The 17,107-nt window shown below is 33.7% G+C and carries 13 protein-coding genes; 6 read left to right on the top strand and 7 right to left on the bottom strand.

The window, feature by feature from the left end; translation table 11 throughout:
• Positions 1-5: 5 nt before the first annotated feature.
• Positions 6-971: an MlaD family protein gene (locus AAYQ19_RS06415; protein ID WP_343535103.1), complete on the bottom strand. Its 966-nt coding sequence runs from the start codon at positions 969-971 to the stop codon at positions 6-8.
• Positions 972-1,021: 50 nt separating this feature from the next.
• A complete protein-coding gene (locus tag AAYQ19_RS06420) occupies positions 1,022-2,149 on the bottom strand; it encodes an N-acetylmuramoyl-L-alanine amidase family protein (protein WP_343535105.1) in 1,128 nt (375 codons plus the stop codon).
• An 82-nt stretch (positions 2,150-2,231) separates the two neighbouring features.
• Here AAYQ19_RS06420 and AAYQ19_RS06425 point away from each other — a divergent pair, with 82 nt between their 5' ends.
• Positions 2,232-4,976 carry a putative LPS assembly protein LptD gene (locus tag AAYQ19_RS06425; RefSeq protein ID WP_343535107.1) on the top strand — a complete coding sequence of 915 codons (2,745 nt, stop codon included), beginning with the start codon at positions 2,232-2,234 and terminating at the stop codon, positions 4,974-4,976.
• A 129-nt stretch (positions 4,977-5,105) separates the two neighbouring features.
• Complete coding sequence (locus AAYQ19_RS06430; protein ID WP_132988074.1) at positions 5,106-5,486, top strand: RidA family protein; 381 nt, start codon at positions 5,106-5,108, stop codon at positions 5,484-5,486.
• Here AAYQ19_RS06430 and AAYQ19_RS06435 read toward each other — a convergent pair.
• The 5 genes from AAYQ19_RS06435 to AAYQ19_RS06455 all read right to left on the bottom strand — a co-directional run bounded on the left by AAYQ19_RS06435 (position 5,467) and on the right by AAYQ19_RS06455 (position 13,736).
• Positions 5,467-5,841: a methylglyoxal synthase gene (locus AAYQ19_RS06435; RefSeq protein ID WP_053470300.1), complete on the bottom strand. Its 375-nt coding sequence runs from the start codon at positions 5,839-5,841 to the stop codon at positions 5,467-5,469. The genes AAYQ19_RS06430 and AAYQ19_RS06435 overlap by 20 nt on opposite strands.
• Positions 5,842-5,851: 10 nt before the next feature.
• Complete coding sequence (locus AAYQ19_RS06440) at positions 5,852-6,703, bottom strand: N-acetylglucosamine kinase (protein WP_343535109.1); 852 nt, start codon at positions 6,701-6,703, stop codon at positions 5,852-5,854.
• A 134-nt stretch (positions 6,704-6,837) separates the two neighbouring features.
• Complete coding sequence (gene gap / locus AAYQ19_RS06445; protein WP_026730156.1) at positions 6,838-7,842, bottom strand: type I glyceraldehyde-3-phosphate dehydrogenase; 1,005 nt, start codon at positions 7,840-7,842, stop codon at positions 6,838-6,840.
• A gap of 93 nt (positions 7,843-7,935) precedes the next feature.
• A complete protein-coding gene (gene pfkA / locus AAYQ19_RS06450; protein WP_026730157.1) occupies positions 7,936-8,922 on the bottom strand; it encodes a 6-phosphofructokinase in 987 nt (328 codons plus the stop codon).
• A 308-nt stretch (positions 8,923-9,230) separates the two neighbouring features.
• Positions 9,231-13,736 (bottom strand): translocation/assembly module TamB domain-containing protein, encoded by a 4,506-nt coding sequence (locus tag AAYQ19_RS06455; protein ID WP_343535115.1) that lies wholly within the window; start codon positions 13,734-13,736, stop codon positions 9,231-9,233.
• Positions 13,737-13,932: 196 nt separating this feature from the next.
• Here AAYQ19_RS06455 and tsaD point away from each other — a divergent pair, with 196 nt between their 5' ends.
• The 4 genes from tsaD to AAYQ19_RS06475 all read left to right on the top strand — a co-directional run bounded on the left by tsaD (position 13,933) and on the right by AAYQ19_RS06475 (position 17,046).
• On the top strand, positions 13,933-14,955 hold the full coding sequence (tsaD, locus tag AAYQ19_RS06460) for a tRNA (adenosine(37)-N6)-threonylcarbamoyltransferase complex transferase subunit TsaD (RefSeq protein WP_343535116.1): 1,023 nt from the start codon (positions 13,933-13,935) through the stop codon (positions 14,953-14,955).
• Positions 14,956-14,957: 2 nt separating this feature from the next.
• Positions 14,958-15,662, top strand: coding sequence for a 16S rRNA (uracil(1498)-N(3))-methyltransferase (locus AAYQ19_RS06465; protein WP_343535118.1), 705 nt, complete (start codon positions 14,958-14,960; stop codon positions 15,660-15,662).
• Positions 15,663-15,782: 120 nt separating this feature from the next.
• Positions 15,783-16,421 (top strand): DUF4159 domain-containing protein, encoded by a 639-nt coding sequence (locus AAYQ19_RS06470; RefSeq protein WP_343535120.1) that lies wholly within the window; start codon positions 15,783-15,785, stop codon positions 16,419-16,421.
• Positions 16,422-16,548: 127 nt separating this feature from the next.
• Entirely contained in the window at positions 16,549-17,046 is a 498-nt protein-coding gene (locus AAYQ19_RS06475; protein ID WP_343535122.1) for a TrmH family RNA methyltransferase, read from the top strand.
• Positions 17,047-17,107 lie beyond the last annotated feature (61 nt).

Genomic DNA, 17,107 nt, shown 5'->3' on the forward strand with positions numbered 1-17,107 from the left:
TATGATTATTTTTTAGTAGTTGAATTAGTGTCTTCCGTTGGTGCTACATATGGTTTGTTTTTCTTTCCAAAAAGAGAAACATTCACATAACGAGTTGGGTAAAGGCGAAGATCCTGCAACAATAATTCAAGCTCTTTTGAAGTTTTCGCTAAATTATTATACAAAGCATCATCATTTAATATTTTTCCAGCAGTTCCTTTTCCAGAATTTAAATTCGCCATCAATAAATCAACTTTAGCCAAAGTCTGATTTAAATTACGAACTGTTTTTCCTAAATCAGCTTTATTTAAAGAATCAGAAATTTTGCTGAAGTTGCCTGACATTTTATTCAAGTTTGTCACAACTCCATTAATCTGACCTTTATTAGTATCTAAAATAGAGTTAAGACTCCCTCCAGCTTTATGAAACTGCGCCATAGTTTGGCTTAATTCAGCAATAGTCTTCTTTAAATTTTCCTGTGTATTTTTATCTAAAGTATTGTTTAACCCAGTAACCAGATTATCAATATTCACAAGCATTTTCTCTAGTTTTGCCTGAATTGGTTCCAATTTCCCTCCTAAAGATTCTGTCAAACCTAATTCAACAGTTCCTGCTAATGTTTGTCCGTCTTCTGCAGGAGTTTTATCTGCAAAATTTGGTACAATTTTAATTTGTTTTCCAGCAATCAAACTTGGAGAATACAAAGTTGCAGTACTTGTTTTTGAAATTGGAAAATCTGTTTTAAGCTGCAATTCAACTAATAGTTTTCCTGTTGTTTCATTGATTGTAATTTTATTTACTTTACCAATTGCAAGTCCGTTTATGGTAACAGGTGCTGACGGTGCCAAATCCTCAACATTATCATACTCAACAAATAATGTTTTGTAATTTGTAAAAAGATCTCTGCCTTTTAAAAAACTGTAGCCCCAAATAAATAATAAAATTGACGCGATGACTAAAATAGCCGTTTTAATTTCTCTTGTTAGTTTCAAAATTCTAAGTGTTTGTACAAAATTAATATAAATATTCGAACTTGTGACGATTATTTAGTAGCGTCTTGAATACTGATTTTCTCTCCATCTTTAGTTGCAGTTAAAAAAGCCGCGCCATAACCTTTACTCTTAGCTTCTTGCAAATATTTTTTCGCTGCTTCGTAATCTGATGTTTCTTGATAGAAATATTTGTAAATATTATTTTCATAAAGCATCGTCACATTTTTCAAACCTTTAAAATTCTTAGGTTCTAATGGAGTCTTCTTTATACTTGCAATAAGTTGTACTTTATAAAAAGTTCCTTTAACGGCACTTTTCGCAGCAGCTGAAGGCTCAGCTGGCTTAGTTTTTTTTGGTGTCGAAGTATCTTTTGCAGGTCTGACATCAGACATTTCAGGAACTCCATTGCCAAAATATTCACTCTTATAACTTAAGATTGCTTCTGCAATTGCTTTTGCAATATCATTTTGCCCTTCTTCTGAGTTCAAGATATTTCCTTCTGTAGGATTCGAAACAAAACCTGTTTCCACTAATACTCTTGGCATATATGCTTTATGAAGTACCATAAATGGCGCTTGTTTTACACCACCTTGTCTAATTTTTTTTCCAAGTCGGTCAAAATTATCTTCGATTTTTGTTGCCAACGAAATGCTGTTATCCAAATATTCTTCTTGCATTAATGTCATACCAATCATTGATTCAGGAGAATTTGGGTCGTAACCTTCATATTTACGCTTATAATCTTTTTCTAGTGTAATTACCGAGTTCTCTTTTTTCGCTGCTTCAAGATTCGACGCAACTTTACTTAAACCCATTACATATGTTTCTGTTCCGTCAGCTGCTGTATTTTTGTTTGCATTACAGTGAATCGACACGAAAATATTAGAATTGGCTCTGTTTGCGATGTTGGCTCTTTCAACCAAATCAATAAAAACATCTGTTTTACGCGTATAAATCACATCAACATTTGGGCTCGCTTCTAATATTTTTCCAACTTTAAGCACAATTGCCAAAGCAATATTTTTTTCAATTCGGCCACTATAAACAGCTCCGAAGTCATGATCACCGTGTCCGGCATCAAGTGTTACTTTAAAAACATTTGCCTGACTGTAAGCACAAAACGAAATTATAGTTAGAAAAAAACTAAATAATAGCCTAGTTTTGTTAAATATATTCATAAATCTAAAAGTTAATTTTAATAATATGCAACTCCTATAATTTTCACAATTGATTATTTTTGCCAAAAAATTATATGTAAGTTTGACATGTCAAAAAACAAGCCATACTTTTACAAAAATAGCATTTAAACCTTTGCACACAAACTTATTTAATATCGTTTTATTATCATTTCTCCTAACTTTAGGATGTGGTAAAGTATATTCGCAAGATATAAAACCGAAAAAAAAATCGTTACCAACTGTAAAACAAACAGATAAAGCTACAACTGCTAAAACTGATACAGCAAAACCAACAGACAAATCTGCAGCTGTTAAAGTTGATACGGTAAAAATCGACAGTATCAAGCCTGCAAAGACTTTTCTGGATGGCAAAGTAAATTACAAAGCAAAAGATTACGCAGTAATAGACAAAAAAAAGAAACTGCTTACGCTTTATAATGAGGCAGAACTATATTATAAGGATGTAGAATTAAAATCTGGAATCATTGTTTTGGATTACGGCAAGGATGAAGTTTATGCAGGAAGAATAAAGGACTCTGCTGGAGTTCTTATTCAATATCCAAATTTCAAACAGGGATCAAACGAAGTACAGCCTGATTCGATTCGATTTAATTTCAAAACTAAAAAAGCGTTAATTTTTAATTCCCGAACAGAACAAGGCGAATTTAAGATCAAAGCGGCAGTCACGAAAAAAGAAAACGATTCAGTTTACTTTTTAAGAGGCGCACGTTTTACAACATCGACAGATGTAGACAATCCGGAATATTATTTTCAAACCAACAAAGTAAAATTTGTTCCAGGAAAAAAAGTAGTTACAGGCATAACAAACATGGTAATTGCAGACGTTCCTACTCCACTAGCATTGCCATTCGCTTATTTTCCGATGAGCCAAGAAAAAAGTGTTTCAGGTATTATCATTCCTAGTTATAATGATTCAAACACGAGAGGATTTTCTTTGCAAAATATGGGATATTATTTTGCCTTGAGCGACAATTACGACTTAACCGTCTTAGCTGATTATTATACCAATGGAAGTTACGCCCTTCGTTTTGAATCAGCGTATGCCGAAAGGTACAAATACCGAGGCAACCTAAATATTCGTTATGAAAATTTAATTAGCAGCGAAAGAGGCTACCCTGACTATTCAAAACAAAAAATCTACAACATTCAGTGGTCGCACTCTAAAGACACAAAATCAAACCCAAATTCAACGTTTTCTGCTTCGGTGAACATGGGTAGTAGTAAATATTTCAAACAATCTATTAATCAGGCGAATATTGGCTCAAATCTGAACAACACTTTGAGTTCGTCTATTTCATACAACAAAACTTTTAATACAATTCCGCAAGCCCGAATTGCCTTAACAGCTACACATTCGCAAAATACGCAGACCGAAGTTATCAATATGACTTTGCCTTCGCTTCAAGCAAGTATTGACCGTATTTATCCTTTTGTTGGAAAAGATGGCGTGAAAAAAGGTTTTATAAAGAACATCAACTTGCAATACAACTTAAGCGGAAAAAACAGTTTCGTGACAACCGATTCGCTATTCTTTAAACCGCAAATGTTTAAAGATGCTCAAATTGGAATGCAACATACAATCCCATTAAGCACAAACTTTAAGCTGTTCAAATATTTCAGTGCCGGAATGGCGACAAATTACCAAGAAACTTGGGTAACCAAAACCATTCATAAAGATTATGATGATGCACAAAGCAAAGTTGTTACTTCAACCGTAAATGGTTTTGACGCTTTTAGAACGTATAATTTCAGCTCGAATTTAGGAACTACAATTTACGGTACTTTTAATTTTGGCTCCGATAAAAGAATCCAATCTATTCGTCACGTCATGCGCCCATCGATTACGTACGCATACACGCCTAGTTTTGAAAAATACTACGATACTTATGCTGTTGATGCTTCAGGACGAATTACATCACAATACACGCGTTTTGAAGGCGGTGTTTATGGCGCGCCAGGAAAAGAGAATTCAAACATTGTAGGTTTTGCATTAAGCAACACTTTTGAAGCCAAAGTAAGAGATAAAGACAGCACAAAAACAGAACCTAAAAAGATCATGCTGTTGAACAACTTGAACTTCAGCACAAGCTATAATTTCAATGCAGATGGCAAACAAACTCTTGCATGGCAACCGGTACTTGTATCTGGAGGAACGCAATTTTTTGACAATAAAATGAATGTCAATTTCGGAGCTACATTAGACCCTTACGCAATTGACAATTCTGGAGCAAGAATAGATAAATACAACATCGATAACGGAGGAAGTTTGTTCAGAATGACAAGCGCAAACGTTACTTTGAATTATTCATTCTCTAACAAAGGAGGCGAAAAAGAAAAGACCAATTCGCAGAGTCAGCGAAATGGAGGTCGAAATGATGATTTGTTTGGAACTAACACTGACTTGACCGACAGCCGAAACAGTCAATTCGCTAACGAAAAGGATGATGACAAGGATGTTATCAGCGAATTTTTCAATTCAAAAATCCCTTGGGATATGACAATGGCCTATTCGCTTACATATTCGAACGTAAATCGTGAAAATAAAATCTCAGGAAACTCAATCATGATTTCTGCCAATATGGATATTACACCAAAATGGAAAGGCGGGGTTTCGACTGGATATGATTTTGTCCAAAAAGGAGTTACCTTTACTCAATTCCGTTTTGAAAGAGATTTATTAAGCTGGAGAATGGCATTTAACTGGCAACCTCTTGGAACAAATTCTAACTGGAACTTCTTCATCGGAATTAAATCTGGTATGTTGAGTGACATCAAATGGAACAAACGAAGCGTTTCAAATCGATAATTTTTTTTTTAAGTCATAAAGTCAAAAGTCGTAAAGTCGAAGGTTCGCCTTTCAAATTATGTGAAAAGTTTATGACTTATAGCTTATAGCAAAAAAATCAAACTTATACTTTTAATAAAATAATTGATCATGAAAAAAATCATCTTTACCGAAAAAGCTCCGGCTCCAATCGGGCCGTATAACCAAGCCGTTTTATCAGGAAACACCCTTTATGCTTCTGGACAAATTGCGATCAATCCAGCTTCAGGAGAACTTGTAACTGACAACATCAATGACGAAACAAAACAAGTAATGGAGAATATTGCAGCAATTCTAGAAGCTGCAGGCATGACATTTGAAAACGTTGTCAAATCAACGATCTTCATTATGGATATGAATAACTTTGGTGCAATTAATACAGTTTACGGATCTTATTTTAACGAAAAAACCGCTCCAGCACGTGAAACGGTTCAAGTGGCATGTTTGCCAAAAAATGTAAATGTTGAGATTTCTATAATTGCAGTGCAATAGCATCTAATAATAATTGTGCCGTTGCTTCATTTGTTGCCAGCGGCACATTATGCACATCGCAAACACGAATCAGCATATTGATATCGGCTTCATGCGGATGACTTGACAAAGGATCTTTAAAAAAGAAAACCATTTGCGTAATTCCTTCCGCTACTCTACCTGCAATTTGCGCATCACCACCAAGAGGACCAGAAAGCATTCTCTGTGTCTTAAATCCAGCAGCTTCAGCTTTTCCTCCCGTAGTTCCGGTACCAATCAGCCTTATTTTTTCATTGTGCAAAACAGCTTCATTTTTAATCAAAAAATCAATTAAATCAGCTTTTTTACCGTCGTGAGCAATAATTGCAATTTCCATAAATCCAGAACTATTGATTAGCAACATGATAAGCAATTAAACCATCAATTGGTCTTCTTAATACATTTCCTAATTTAAGTTCGTATTTATCGAAAGTTTCTTGCAATTCATCTTTCAAATAAAACGCAATAGAACCAACAAAATGCACAGGAACTTCTTTACAGTTATCAAACTGTTTGATGTAGTTTTTAACGAAAGACTTCATTCCTTTGAAAATAATTTTTCTGCAGAATTCAGTGTCTTTATGTTTGATTAAAAACTTTGCATAAGTTGCTAAATACGCGTTTGGATTTGGTTCTTTATACAATTTGTTTTTAATAAAATCAGGATCAACGTCGTACTCTTTTTCAAGTTCAACAGCCAATTCTTTAGGCATTTTATTAAAATAATATTTTCTGATCAATTCTTTCCCGAAAACATTTCCACTACAATCATCCATTACGATATAACCTAATGACTGAACTTTTTGATGCAATACTTTTCCATCAAAATAGCTGCAGTTAGAACCAGTTCCAAGAATCGAAACAATAGCTTCTTCACCTTTAGGAGTCGTTGCATAAACAGCTGCATAAGTATCTTCCTGAACGTCTACAATTGCGTTAGAAAAATATTCCTGAAAGACTTGTTTTAAATATTCTTTCATTCTGTCTGTTCCACATCCTGCTCCGTAAAAGAACAAATGAGAAGCATTCTTTTTATTTTGTAAAATATCAAAACGGTCATTTAATCTTTCGATGATTTCAGGACCATCAAGAATTTCAGGGTTTAACCCTAAAGTTTGTGTCGTGAATAATACTTTTCCATTATCATCTATTGCAATCCAGTCTGCTTTAGTAGATCCACTATCAACTATTAATTTCATTTTATTTTTTTTGTTTTTGAGTTAGTTTTTCTTCATTTAAATAAAAAGTGTATTTTTTACATTAATTAAAGACGTAACAAAATAAGAAAATCCCGTTACTTTGAGATAACGGGATTTTGCACAAATATATAATATTATTTTAAACCTGCGATATGCACAGATAAATCGATCAATTTGCTAGAGTATCCGTACTCATTATCGTACCAAGATACTAATTTGAAGAACGTTGAGTTCAAACCAATTCCTGCAGTAGCATCAACGATAGATGTTCTTTTGTCAGAAATGAAATCTTGAGAAACAACAGCATCTTCAGTATATCCTAAGATACCTTTTAATTCGTTTTCAGAAGCTTTTTTCAAAACTGCCATAATTTCTTCGTATGAAGTTTCTTTAGCTAGCTTTACAGTTAAATCTACTGTAGAAACGTCAGCAGTAGGAACACGGAAAGCCATACCAGTTAATTTTCCATTTAATGATGGAATAACTTTACCAACTGCTTTTGCAGCACCTGTTGAAGAAGGAATGATATTGATTGCAGCAGCACGTCCACCTCTCCAGTCTTTTCTAGAAGGTCCGTCAGCAGTCATTTGAGTTGAAGTTGTTGCGTGAACAGTAGTCATTAAACCTTCAACGATTCCAAAATTATCATTGATAACTTTAGCTAATGGAGCTAAACAGTTTGTAGTACAAGAAGCGTTAGAAACAACTAAGTCAGAAGCTTTTGCAGTTTCGTGGTTTACTCCCATTACAAACATTGGAGCATCAGCAGATGGAGCAGAAATGATAACTTTTTTAGCTCCTCCTTTTAAGTGTTCGCTTGCAGTTTCGATAGTTGTGAAGATACCAGTACATTCAGCAACTACATCAACATCAACTTCGTTCCATTTTAAGTCAGCTGGATTTCTCTCAGCAGTGATACGGATGTTTCTTCCGTTTACATATAATTTTCCTTCTTTAACTTCAACAGTTCCGTTAAAACGACCGTGAACTGAATCATATTTCAATAAGTAAGCTAAGTGATCTACGTCTAATAAATCATTGATTGCTACAACCTCTACATTATCTCTATTGAAAGACTCTCTAAAAACGATTCTTCCGATACGTCCAAATCCGTTTATTCCTAATTTTACTTTTGACATTTTACTAAATTTTTTGCTTTTGTTTTTATTACACTAATTTAAAAGTCTAATTTCCTCACAATAAACTTTCTTTCCTTTTTAAACTTTTATTTATTAGGTCGACATAATGTCAGACACTCTTAATAATTCTCTATCAATTTCTGATTTTCCTTTAATTGCCTGTTCAAGCGGCGTTAAAACCACTTTATCCTCTTTAAGACCAACCATATAGTTTGATTTCCCTTCTAATAAAGATTCTACAGCTTTTACACCTAAACGGCTCGCCAAAACACGGTCAAAACAAGATGGAGAACCACCACGTTGCATGTGTCCTAAAACAGAAACTCTTACGTCATACTCAGGCAAATTAGCTTCAACGTAATCTTTTAATTCGAATACATTTTTACCAATTTTATCGCCTTCTGCAATAACAACTATACTTGATGATTTTCCTGAAGCTTTACTTTTTTGAAGTGAATCTAGCAATCTGTCTAGACCTAAATCTTCTTCAGGAATAAGGATTTCCTCAGCACCTGCTCCAATACCAGCATTAAGAGCAATATGCCCAGCATCTCTACCCATAACCTCTACAAAAAACAGACGGTTATGTGAACTTGCTGTATCTCTGATTTTATCTATAGAATCTACAACTGTATTTAAAGCTGTATCATAGCCTAAAGTGTGGCTTGTTCCATAAATATCATTATCAATTGTACCTGGAATTCCAATTACTGGAAAATCGTACTCTGAATTAAAAATCAAACCTCCGGTAAAACTTCCGTCACCACCAATCACCACTAGAGCATCAACTCCAGCTTTCAAAAGGTTTTCGTGAGCTTTTTTTCTACCTTCCGGTGTTCTAAAGTCAACAGAACGAGCCGATTTCAAGATCGTTCCTCCTTTATTTACAATATTGTTTACGCTTCGAGGGCCCATTTCTTTAAAATCACCTTCGATCATTCCTTGATACCCTCTATAAATTCCTATGCATTCTATATTATGATAAGCGCATGTTCGAACAACTGATCGTATTGCAGCATTCATTCCTGGCGAGTCTCCTCCTGAGGTAAGAACACCAACTTTTTTTATTGTTTTTGGCATTATTTAAGTATTAAGTTGTAAAATTAGCAAACATTCGGCACTTTTCAGGCTATGTTTATCATAAATTAATAAAATATGTTAAATTCAAACGTTTTCGTTAATAAGTTTTTTGGTAGCAAAAAATTCATTTAAAATAATAAAAGGCACTTATTTTAATTAAATCCTTAAAATTAACAATACATTAATGAAGTGTTACAAAATTGCAAAAGTGCGCTTTGTTTTAAAAAGTTTTTGGACCGCTAAATTTAAGCATAAAAAAAACCATTACGCGAATAATGGTTTATAATTTGATTTTATTTAACAATGTGTTAAAAATCGTCGTTATCAGGAATCAATCCTTGATTGTTGTTTACTGGAGGTGGTGGTTTCTTTTCTTCTTCCTTTTTCTCAGGTTTCTTTTTATTCTTTTCCGCATCCTTTTTATTTGTAAAATTGATGTAATCTGGATTTAAATACGAATCCTGTACATCATCAGACGAACCTTTTTTAATGGTACGCTCCAATTTATGGCTCTTAAATAATTTATTTACCAATTCGCTGAACGTATCAAAATCAACTTCATACGAAATACCCACACCTTGCGTATAACCAATTCCTTGTCCTATATAATTAATGTCGTTTTCTTTATTGAATAATCTAAGATTCATCGAGCCGTCTTCATTAACTCGGTATAAAATTTCAATATCACCAACAATAGCCGATTCATTTACTCCTCCAACTGGCACTCCGACTTTTCCATTGATCGAAATTTTTTCATTAATCTGCGATGAAATATTGGCTACAAATTGTCCATCTGCCTCCTGCCCGATTCGTTTATCTGCAGAAATGAAATTCAAATCAATATTTACTTTATCATTATCCGACTTAATAATACCTCCTAACAAACTTGCAGCAGTTTCAGCAAATGTTCCAGACAAATCGCTTTGATTGAATCCGTCTGGACTCATGAACGATCCTGTTGAAAGCAAATACAAAGCTTGTGTTTGACGTACATCTTTGTCATCGAGCTTATATTGAATTTCCGATTTTAAAACACTGCTCACCGACGGAAACTGAATATCAAAATTAGGATCCGGGCTTGTCAAATCTCCTCTCAAACCGATAACAACCTCTACAGGAACCTTTTTATTAAAAGATGAATTCTCTAATAATACAGCAGGATTTGCTGACGTTCTATAAACGGCTTCCAAATTAAGCTGAGCTTTCATTGGGTTTCCTTCCCAAATAATAGAACCTCCTTTTTTAACCGCGAATTTTTTATCAATTAAACCACCGTATTTAAAGTTATATGTTCCTTCATATGCCTGGAAATCCCCCCACATATTAAATTTACCCAGCGTATTGATTTTAAACAATAAAGATCCATACCCTTTTCCTTTCATTCCATGACCGGAATTTCGGTCTAAGATTACTTCAACTTCAGCATCTGGTGTAATATCAAAATCAAACTCCAATTCAAGGCCGTTATAATTTTTTGTTTTTTCAACAATACCATTAGCCAAATTGTATTTTTCTTTGGGCGTCACAAAATGTATCCAGCTGCTTTCCCCAACACTTTGTGCGTTGCTTATTGGAATTTTGATTTCTGTTCCTTTTTCAGATTTCGCGTCAACTTTAATAAACAATCCTTCTGTCGGGCCTTTGATGCTTGCTGTTCCGTTTATAAATGCAGTTCCAAAATAGGCTGCATCTTCACTGTCTTTGGTGTCAAGTGCCAATAATCTTTTTGAAGTTACCGTTAGATCCAATTTCCAGTCACCAAAATTATGATGCTCAATTGTTCCATTCAGCAAACCTTTTGTTTTGTATTTGGTATCCGTTAACTGATTATTTCTAAACAAGAATTTTTCATCCGTCAAATCAATTACTGTTCGATCACTTAATTCATAATCTGTATTCAAATACGGAATTGTCATTCCTGCTTTTTCGACATAAAGCCTTCCGTTGATTTCTGGTTTTTTCAAATTTCCAACAACAGATGCATTTCCTGAAACGGAACCACGAACATTTGAAATTACTTCACCACCAACAGGTCCCAAAGTAGCTAAATTAAACCCTTCCATTTTCAAATTAATATCCAAAAATGTTTCTTTGTTTTCAATTGCAAAAGTTCCGTTTGCCTTAAATGATTCAGTAAACCCATTTTGAATTGATGAGTTTATAGTAAACTTTCTAAAAGTCTCATCTCCTGAAATATCAAAATTCAATGTTCCCAATTCGGTTTTATTCATATTAAGATGATCAATCTTAATAGAAGCCGTAGGTTGATAAACATTTTTATTTTGCTTATAATTCACATTCCCGTTCAAATTTCCATTAAAAACAAATTTGGAATTATAAGGTGTGATTTTATTGATGTCGACATCTTCAAAATTGAGGACAAGATCTTTATAATCTGTTCCTTTAATAACCCCATTCAAATCAATTTTTTGACTTTCATGCGATAGAACGATATTGTCAAAATTAAAGTTTTTAAAATGCTGGTCTATAATGATCTGATTGTCTTTCTCTGACTTTTCATTCAAATACCATATATAGTCTTTGAACTTCATTTCAGATTTCTTGATCCCTACAATGTTATTTTTGTTTTTATCGATGGTATGAAACAAATCCAGATTGAAATAATCTTCGCCTTTGTCACCACCTTTAAATTCTGAACGCACATACAACGTATCTTTTGCTGTAACATTAATTAAATTAAAATCACGTATTTTATAATAAGGTGTCTTTATACTATCTAATTCAACATAAGCATTATAAAGTGCGTTTTTATTATCAATATTGATACGAATATTATCAAATGTGTTTTTATCCGCAGTAATCTTTTGTGATTTGAATCTGAATTTGAACTCCTGCAAATCGGCATCAATTTTACCGCGCACCACTGTTGACGAATCAATATTAATTTCCGGATAAAGCATTTCGACTACTTTATCATACACATGGAAATTAAAACGCAAAAACTGTCCTTTTCTAACTTTATAAGGTTTGTAATTGGTATACAAACTTCCAACTGAATTCATCACCAATTTATCCAGCTGATCAAAACGGAATTTACCCACAATTTTTCCGTTGACAACATCCGACGAATTAACCATTATGGTTCTAAGTCCTTCAGCATCAAAACTAGAATTGACAGTTACATCATCAAAGGCATATGTATTTTTTGGATTCTTATACACTGCATCCTTAATGAAAATATTTCCTTGAAGATTTTCAATTGAATTTCCTGAAACCTGAACAACAGCATCTCCTGTGAAAGTAGAAATAGAATCTGACACATATTTCAATTTGCGCAAATCGGCGTTTTCTACATTAATATGAAAGTCATATCTATTTTCGCGTTTACTCAAATCAACCAAACCATCAAAAGTCAAACTTAAGTTTGGATCGTTTACCGAAACTTCTCCTTTATAGTAAGGAAGCTTGAAATTTCCATTAATGGTTATATTATTATAGGTGTATTTATTGTAATCCAGTTTTACAATATCTCCTTTTATAATGGTATTCAAATATTTTTCAGTAAAACCAACTCCGTCAACATCAACATCTAAAGTTGTCATACCGATATCTTTTCGGCCTAGCAATGCTCCAACATTAAAGTTGTCCAAAATAATATTGCCCGAATAAGATGCCTTATCAATGAAATCCATATTATTCAAATGCAAATCAGCTTCTCCATTTCCTAAATCTGTCGCCACTTTAAATTTGGCTTCCAAATCAGTTGTCGAAACTTTTGTTTTACCCACAATATTAAACTTCCCAATTCTTTGAAGTTCTTTCGGAAGTCTTTTTCCAAGCACATTTGGCAACAAGACCACCAGATTATCATAACTAGAAGTCAATTTATCGAATTTTCCTTCCATTGAAAATTTCTGCATTTTGTCTCCTAAAAGGTTTTTGAAATTGATATTTCCAACAATTCTCGAACCGTTAGTATCACTCAATCTCAATTTATGCAGATTCAAATTATTTAGCGGTCCATTTAGTTTTGTTCGGATTCTAAAACGCTGATTTTTACCCAATCCGTCATAAAAATAACGAATATCATTTGAAGCAATAGAAGCAGAATCAATAGCCACATCAAACTTTACTTTATCTGTAAAATGCAGAAAATCCTCTACTTTATATCTTAAAATTGCCTGCCCATAAAGCGTTGATCTCTTTGTTTTTATCGCAAGATTTTCAACTTTGATTTGCTTTTTGGTATAACTGAATTTCCCTGCAAAATTAGAAACATACAAACCGCGGTGATCTTGAAATGAAAACCTATGGATATTTGTATTTACATCAGGGCCGTATAATTTAAACTCGCTTATGTACGCGTTTAGTTTAGTAAACTCAAGAAATTTTGGGATTCTTTTGTTTTCATCGACAACAGAGAAAAATCCTTTTGAGATATAGGCATTTCTGGCCGTAAGCAGAAAATGTTTCTTTGATTTTGAAGGTTTTCCGGTTTCAAATAGCTTGACGAATTTATTAATATTGTTTTCGTCTTCATTTTTGTAGGTTTTCAAATTAAAAATCAAACCTGTCAATCGAAGATCACCAAAAATCAAATCGCCATCCATCAATCGTTTAAAACTCAAAATATCGGTCGTAATAATATCAGAAGCAATCATTACTTTTTTATGATGATCTAAAATCAAGACATCTTTAAGTTTTACACCTCCAAAAATATTAATTGCCACTCTGCCCACTGTAATATTCGCATTAAAATCTTCTCTCAAAGATTCTGTGGCATATCTGGCAATTTTTGTTTGTACGACAGGCAAAGACAGTATGATAGCAAGCGCTAACAAAAGTAAGATCAACCCAATTAGGGTTCTGGATACTATTTTCTTTACTTTTTTGATAGCTGCTTTAATTTTAGTTTTCTTTTAAATTTGTTTTGCACAGACAAAGTACGGCAGTTTTTGATAAAAATTCTTTAATTTTGGCTTCTCCTTTTACGATCAAAGAAATCAAAAATTTGATTTGTCAAATATAATTCAAAATTTGTGCCTTTATATGCAAAATTCAGAGGTTTTTATTCTTGCCATTGAAAGTTCCTGCGATGATACTGCGGCTGCCGTTCTACATAACGACAAAGTACTTTCAAATGTTGTTGCCAATCAGTTAATTCACAATCAATATGGCGGTGTAGTTCCAGAATTGGCTTCAAGAGCGCATCAGCAGAACATTGTTCCGGTAATTGACGCAGCACTTCGCAAAGCAAATATACAAAAAGAACAGCTAAGCGCCATTGCTTTTACGCAAGGTCCAGGCTTGATGGGATCACTGTTGGTGGGCGGTTCTTTCAGTAAATCATTATCATTAGCTTTAAATATTCCGCTTATTGCGGTCAATCATATGCATGCTCATATTTTGGCGCATTTTATTGACGAAGATGGCTATGACAAACCTGAATTTCCGTTTTTAGCTTTGACAATCAGTGGAGGACATACGCAAATTGTTAAAGTAAACAGTTTTTTTGATATGGAAATCATTGGCGAAACTACTGATGATGCCGTTGGAGAAGCTTTCGATAAAAGTGCCAAAATCCTTGGGCTTCCTTATCCAGGCGGACCTTTGATTGATAAATATGCCAAAGAAGGAAACCCGAAAGCTTTTCAGTTTACAAAACCAAAAGTTCCCGGATTAGATTTTAGTTTCTCGGGGTTGAAAACAGCAGTTTTATATTTTATTCAGAAAAACAAACAAGAAAACCCAAATTTCATCGAAGAAAACCTGAATGACATTTGTGCTTCTATCCAACATACCATTATTGAAATTTTAATGGATAAACTAAAATTAGCTGTAAAAGAAACCGGAATTACGCAGGTTGCAATTGGCGGAGGAGTTTCAGCAAATTCAGGAATTAGAACTACGTTGAAAGAAAGCGAAGGCAAATACGGCTGGAAAACTTTTATTCCGAAATTCGAATACACTACAGACAACGCCGCAATGATTGGAATTGTGGGTTATCAAAAATATTTATCAAATCGTTTTGAAGACGCTTCTGTTGTTTCAAAAGCGCGAATTCAGTTTTAATTATGCAGTTATTTTTCAATCCCGACATTGACGAAACAACCGAAAGTTTTTCTTTTGATAAAGAAGAAAGCCGTCATATTATAAAGGTTTTACGCAAAAAAGATTCAGATATTCTGCATGTTACAAATGGAAACGGATTATTATTTGAAACCGAAATTACGTTGGCTTCAGACAATAAATGTATCGTGGATGTTCTTTCGATTCAGAAATCGCCTGAACCAAAATTCCGCTTGCATTTGGCTGTTGCTCCAACTAAAATGAATGATCGTTTTGAGTGGTTTTTAGAAAAAGCAACTGAAATTGGCATTCAAGAAATTACGCCTATTTTTTGCGATCGATCTGAAAGAAAAGCGATAAATCCGGAGCGTTTTGAAAAAATCATTCTTTCGGCAATGAAACAATCAAACGAAACATTTTTGCCAAAATTAAACCCTGCGATTTCATTTAAGGATTTCATCAAACAAAAAAATACAGGCTTGCAATTCATAGCGCACTGTGAAGAAACCGATAAAAAATCATTAAAAGAAAGCTTGGCGCCAAATGAAAACGTAACCTTATTAATTGGCCCCGAAGGTGATTTTTCTGAAAAAGAAATTGCATTGGCAATCGAAAATAATTTCAAACCCGTTACGTTAGGAAATACACGTTTACGTACAGAAACCGCAGCTGTTGTGGCTTGCCATAGTGTTGTGTTTTTTAATGAATAAATAAACTAATAGGCAAAGTTTGTCATTTCGACGAAGGAGAAATCACACTCGATTTGACAAAGATTGGCGACAAACTATAAGGAGATTTCTCCTTCGTCGAAATGACAAAACAAACGATAGATGAAAAGATATTTTTACTTATTATTACTTTTTTCGAGTTTCACTTTTTCACAAGAAATTGCTTTGTTGAAATACAGCGGTGGCGGTGACTGGTATGCCAATCCAACTTCATTGCCAAACTTGATTCGTTTTTGTAATTCGAACATCAATACACGCATCAAAGCAAAACCTTCAACAGTTGAACCTAGTAATCCTGACCTTCTTTCCTATCCTTTTGTTCATATGACTGGACACGGAAATGTAGTTTTCAGCGATTCAGATGTAACCAATTTGAGGAATTATTTGACATCTGGCGGTTTTCTTCATATTGACGACAATTACGGAATGGATCAATATATTCGAAAAGAAATAAAAAAAATATTTCCGAATAATGATTTGATTGAAATTCCGGCAAATCATCCTATTTTTCAAAAACCATTTCCTTTCCCAAATGGATTGCCAAAAATTCACGAACATGATGGCACGCGCGCACAAGCATTTGGAATTTTTGTGGAAAACAAATTGGTTCTTTTATATACCTACGAATGTGATTTAGGCGATGGATGGGAAGATCCAGAAGTTCATAACGATCCCGCAAATGTTCGCGACAAAGCTTTAAAAATGGGCGCCAACATTATCAATTATATTTTTACTAATTAAGTGATTAGCAGTTAGTAACTAGTGATTAGTTATTTAGTTGATAAATAATTAAGTCTTTTCACTATTGACTAGTTACTATTCACTAATTACTTTTTACTTTTTACTTTTTACTTTTCACAAACAACAAATGCAACTCACTCATTACGACAATCAATTTGAAAGAAAAACGTTTCCGATAACATTAGTTTGCGATCACATTTACTTTCAACAGAATATTGGTTCTTTATTCAGAATTTCTGAAGCTTTTGGAGTTGAAAACATTATTTTTTTCGGAAAAGACATTCCGCTGACACCTCGCAAAATCAATAAAACTTCACGAAGCACTCATCTTCATGTGGCTCATTCCATAATTGAAGATTTTACTGAACTTCAATCTTTTCTATTGGATAATGATTTTGAAATTATTTCACTTGAAATCACATCTAATAGTAAACCTCTAAAAGAAGTTAGCATTCCAAAAGATAGAAAAATAGCACTCTTAATTGGAAGCGAAATCAACGGAATATCTGAAGAACTTCTAAAACTTTCTCATCAAGTTGTGCACATCAATATGTTTGGAAAAAACAGTAGCATGAATGTTGTCCAAGCTGCAAGTATTGCACTTTATGAGATTACTTCTTTGTAAAAAACACTTTAAAATCGTTTTTTCTTACTTACGTCACAAATTTTACTGATTTAGCAGACAC

This window comes from Flavobacterium mesophilum, from assembly GCF_039581405.1.
GTDB lineage: Bacteria > Bacteroidota > Bacteroidia > Flavobacteriales > Flavobacteriaceae > Flavobacterium.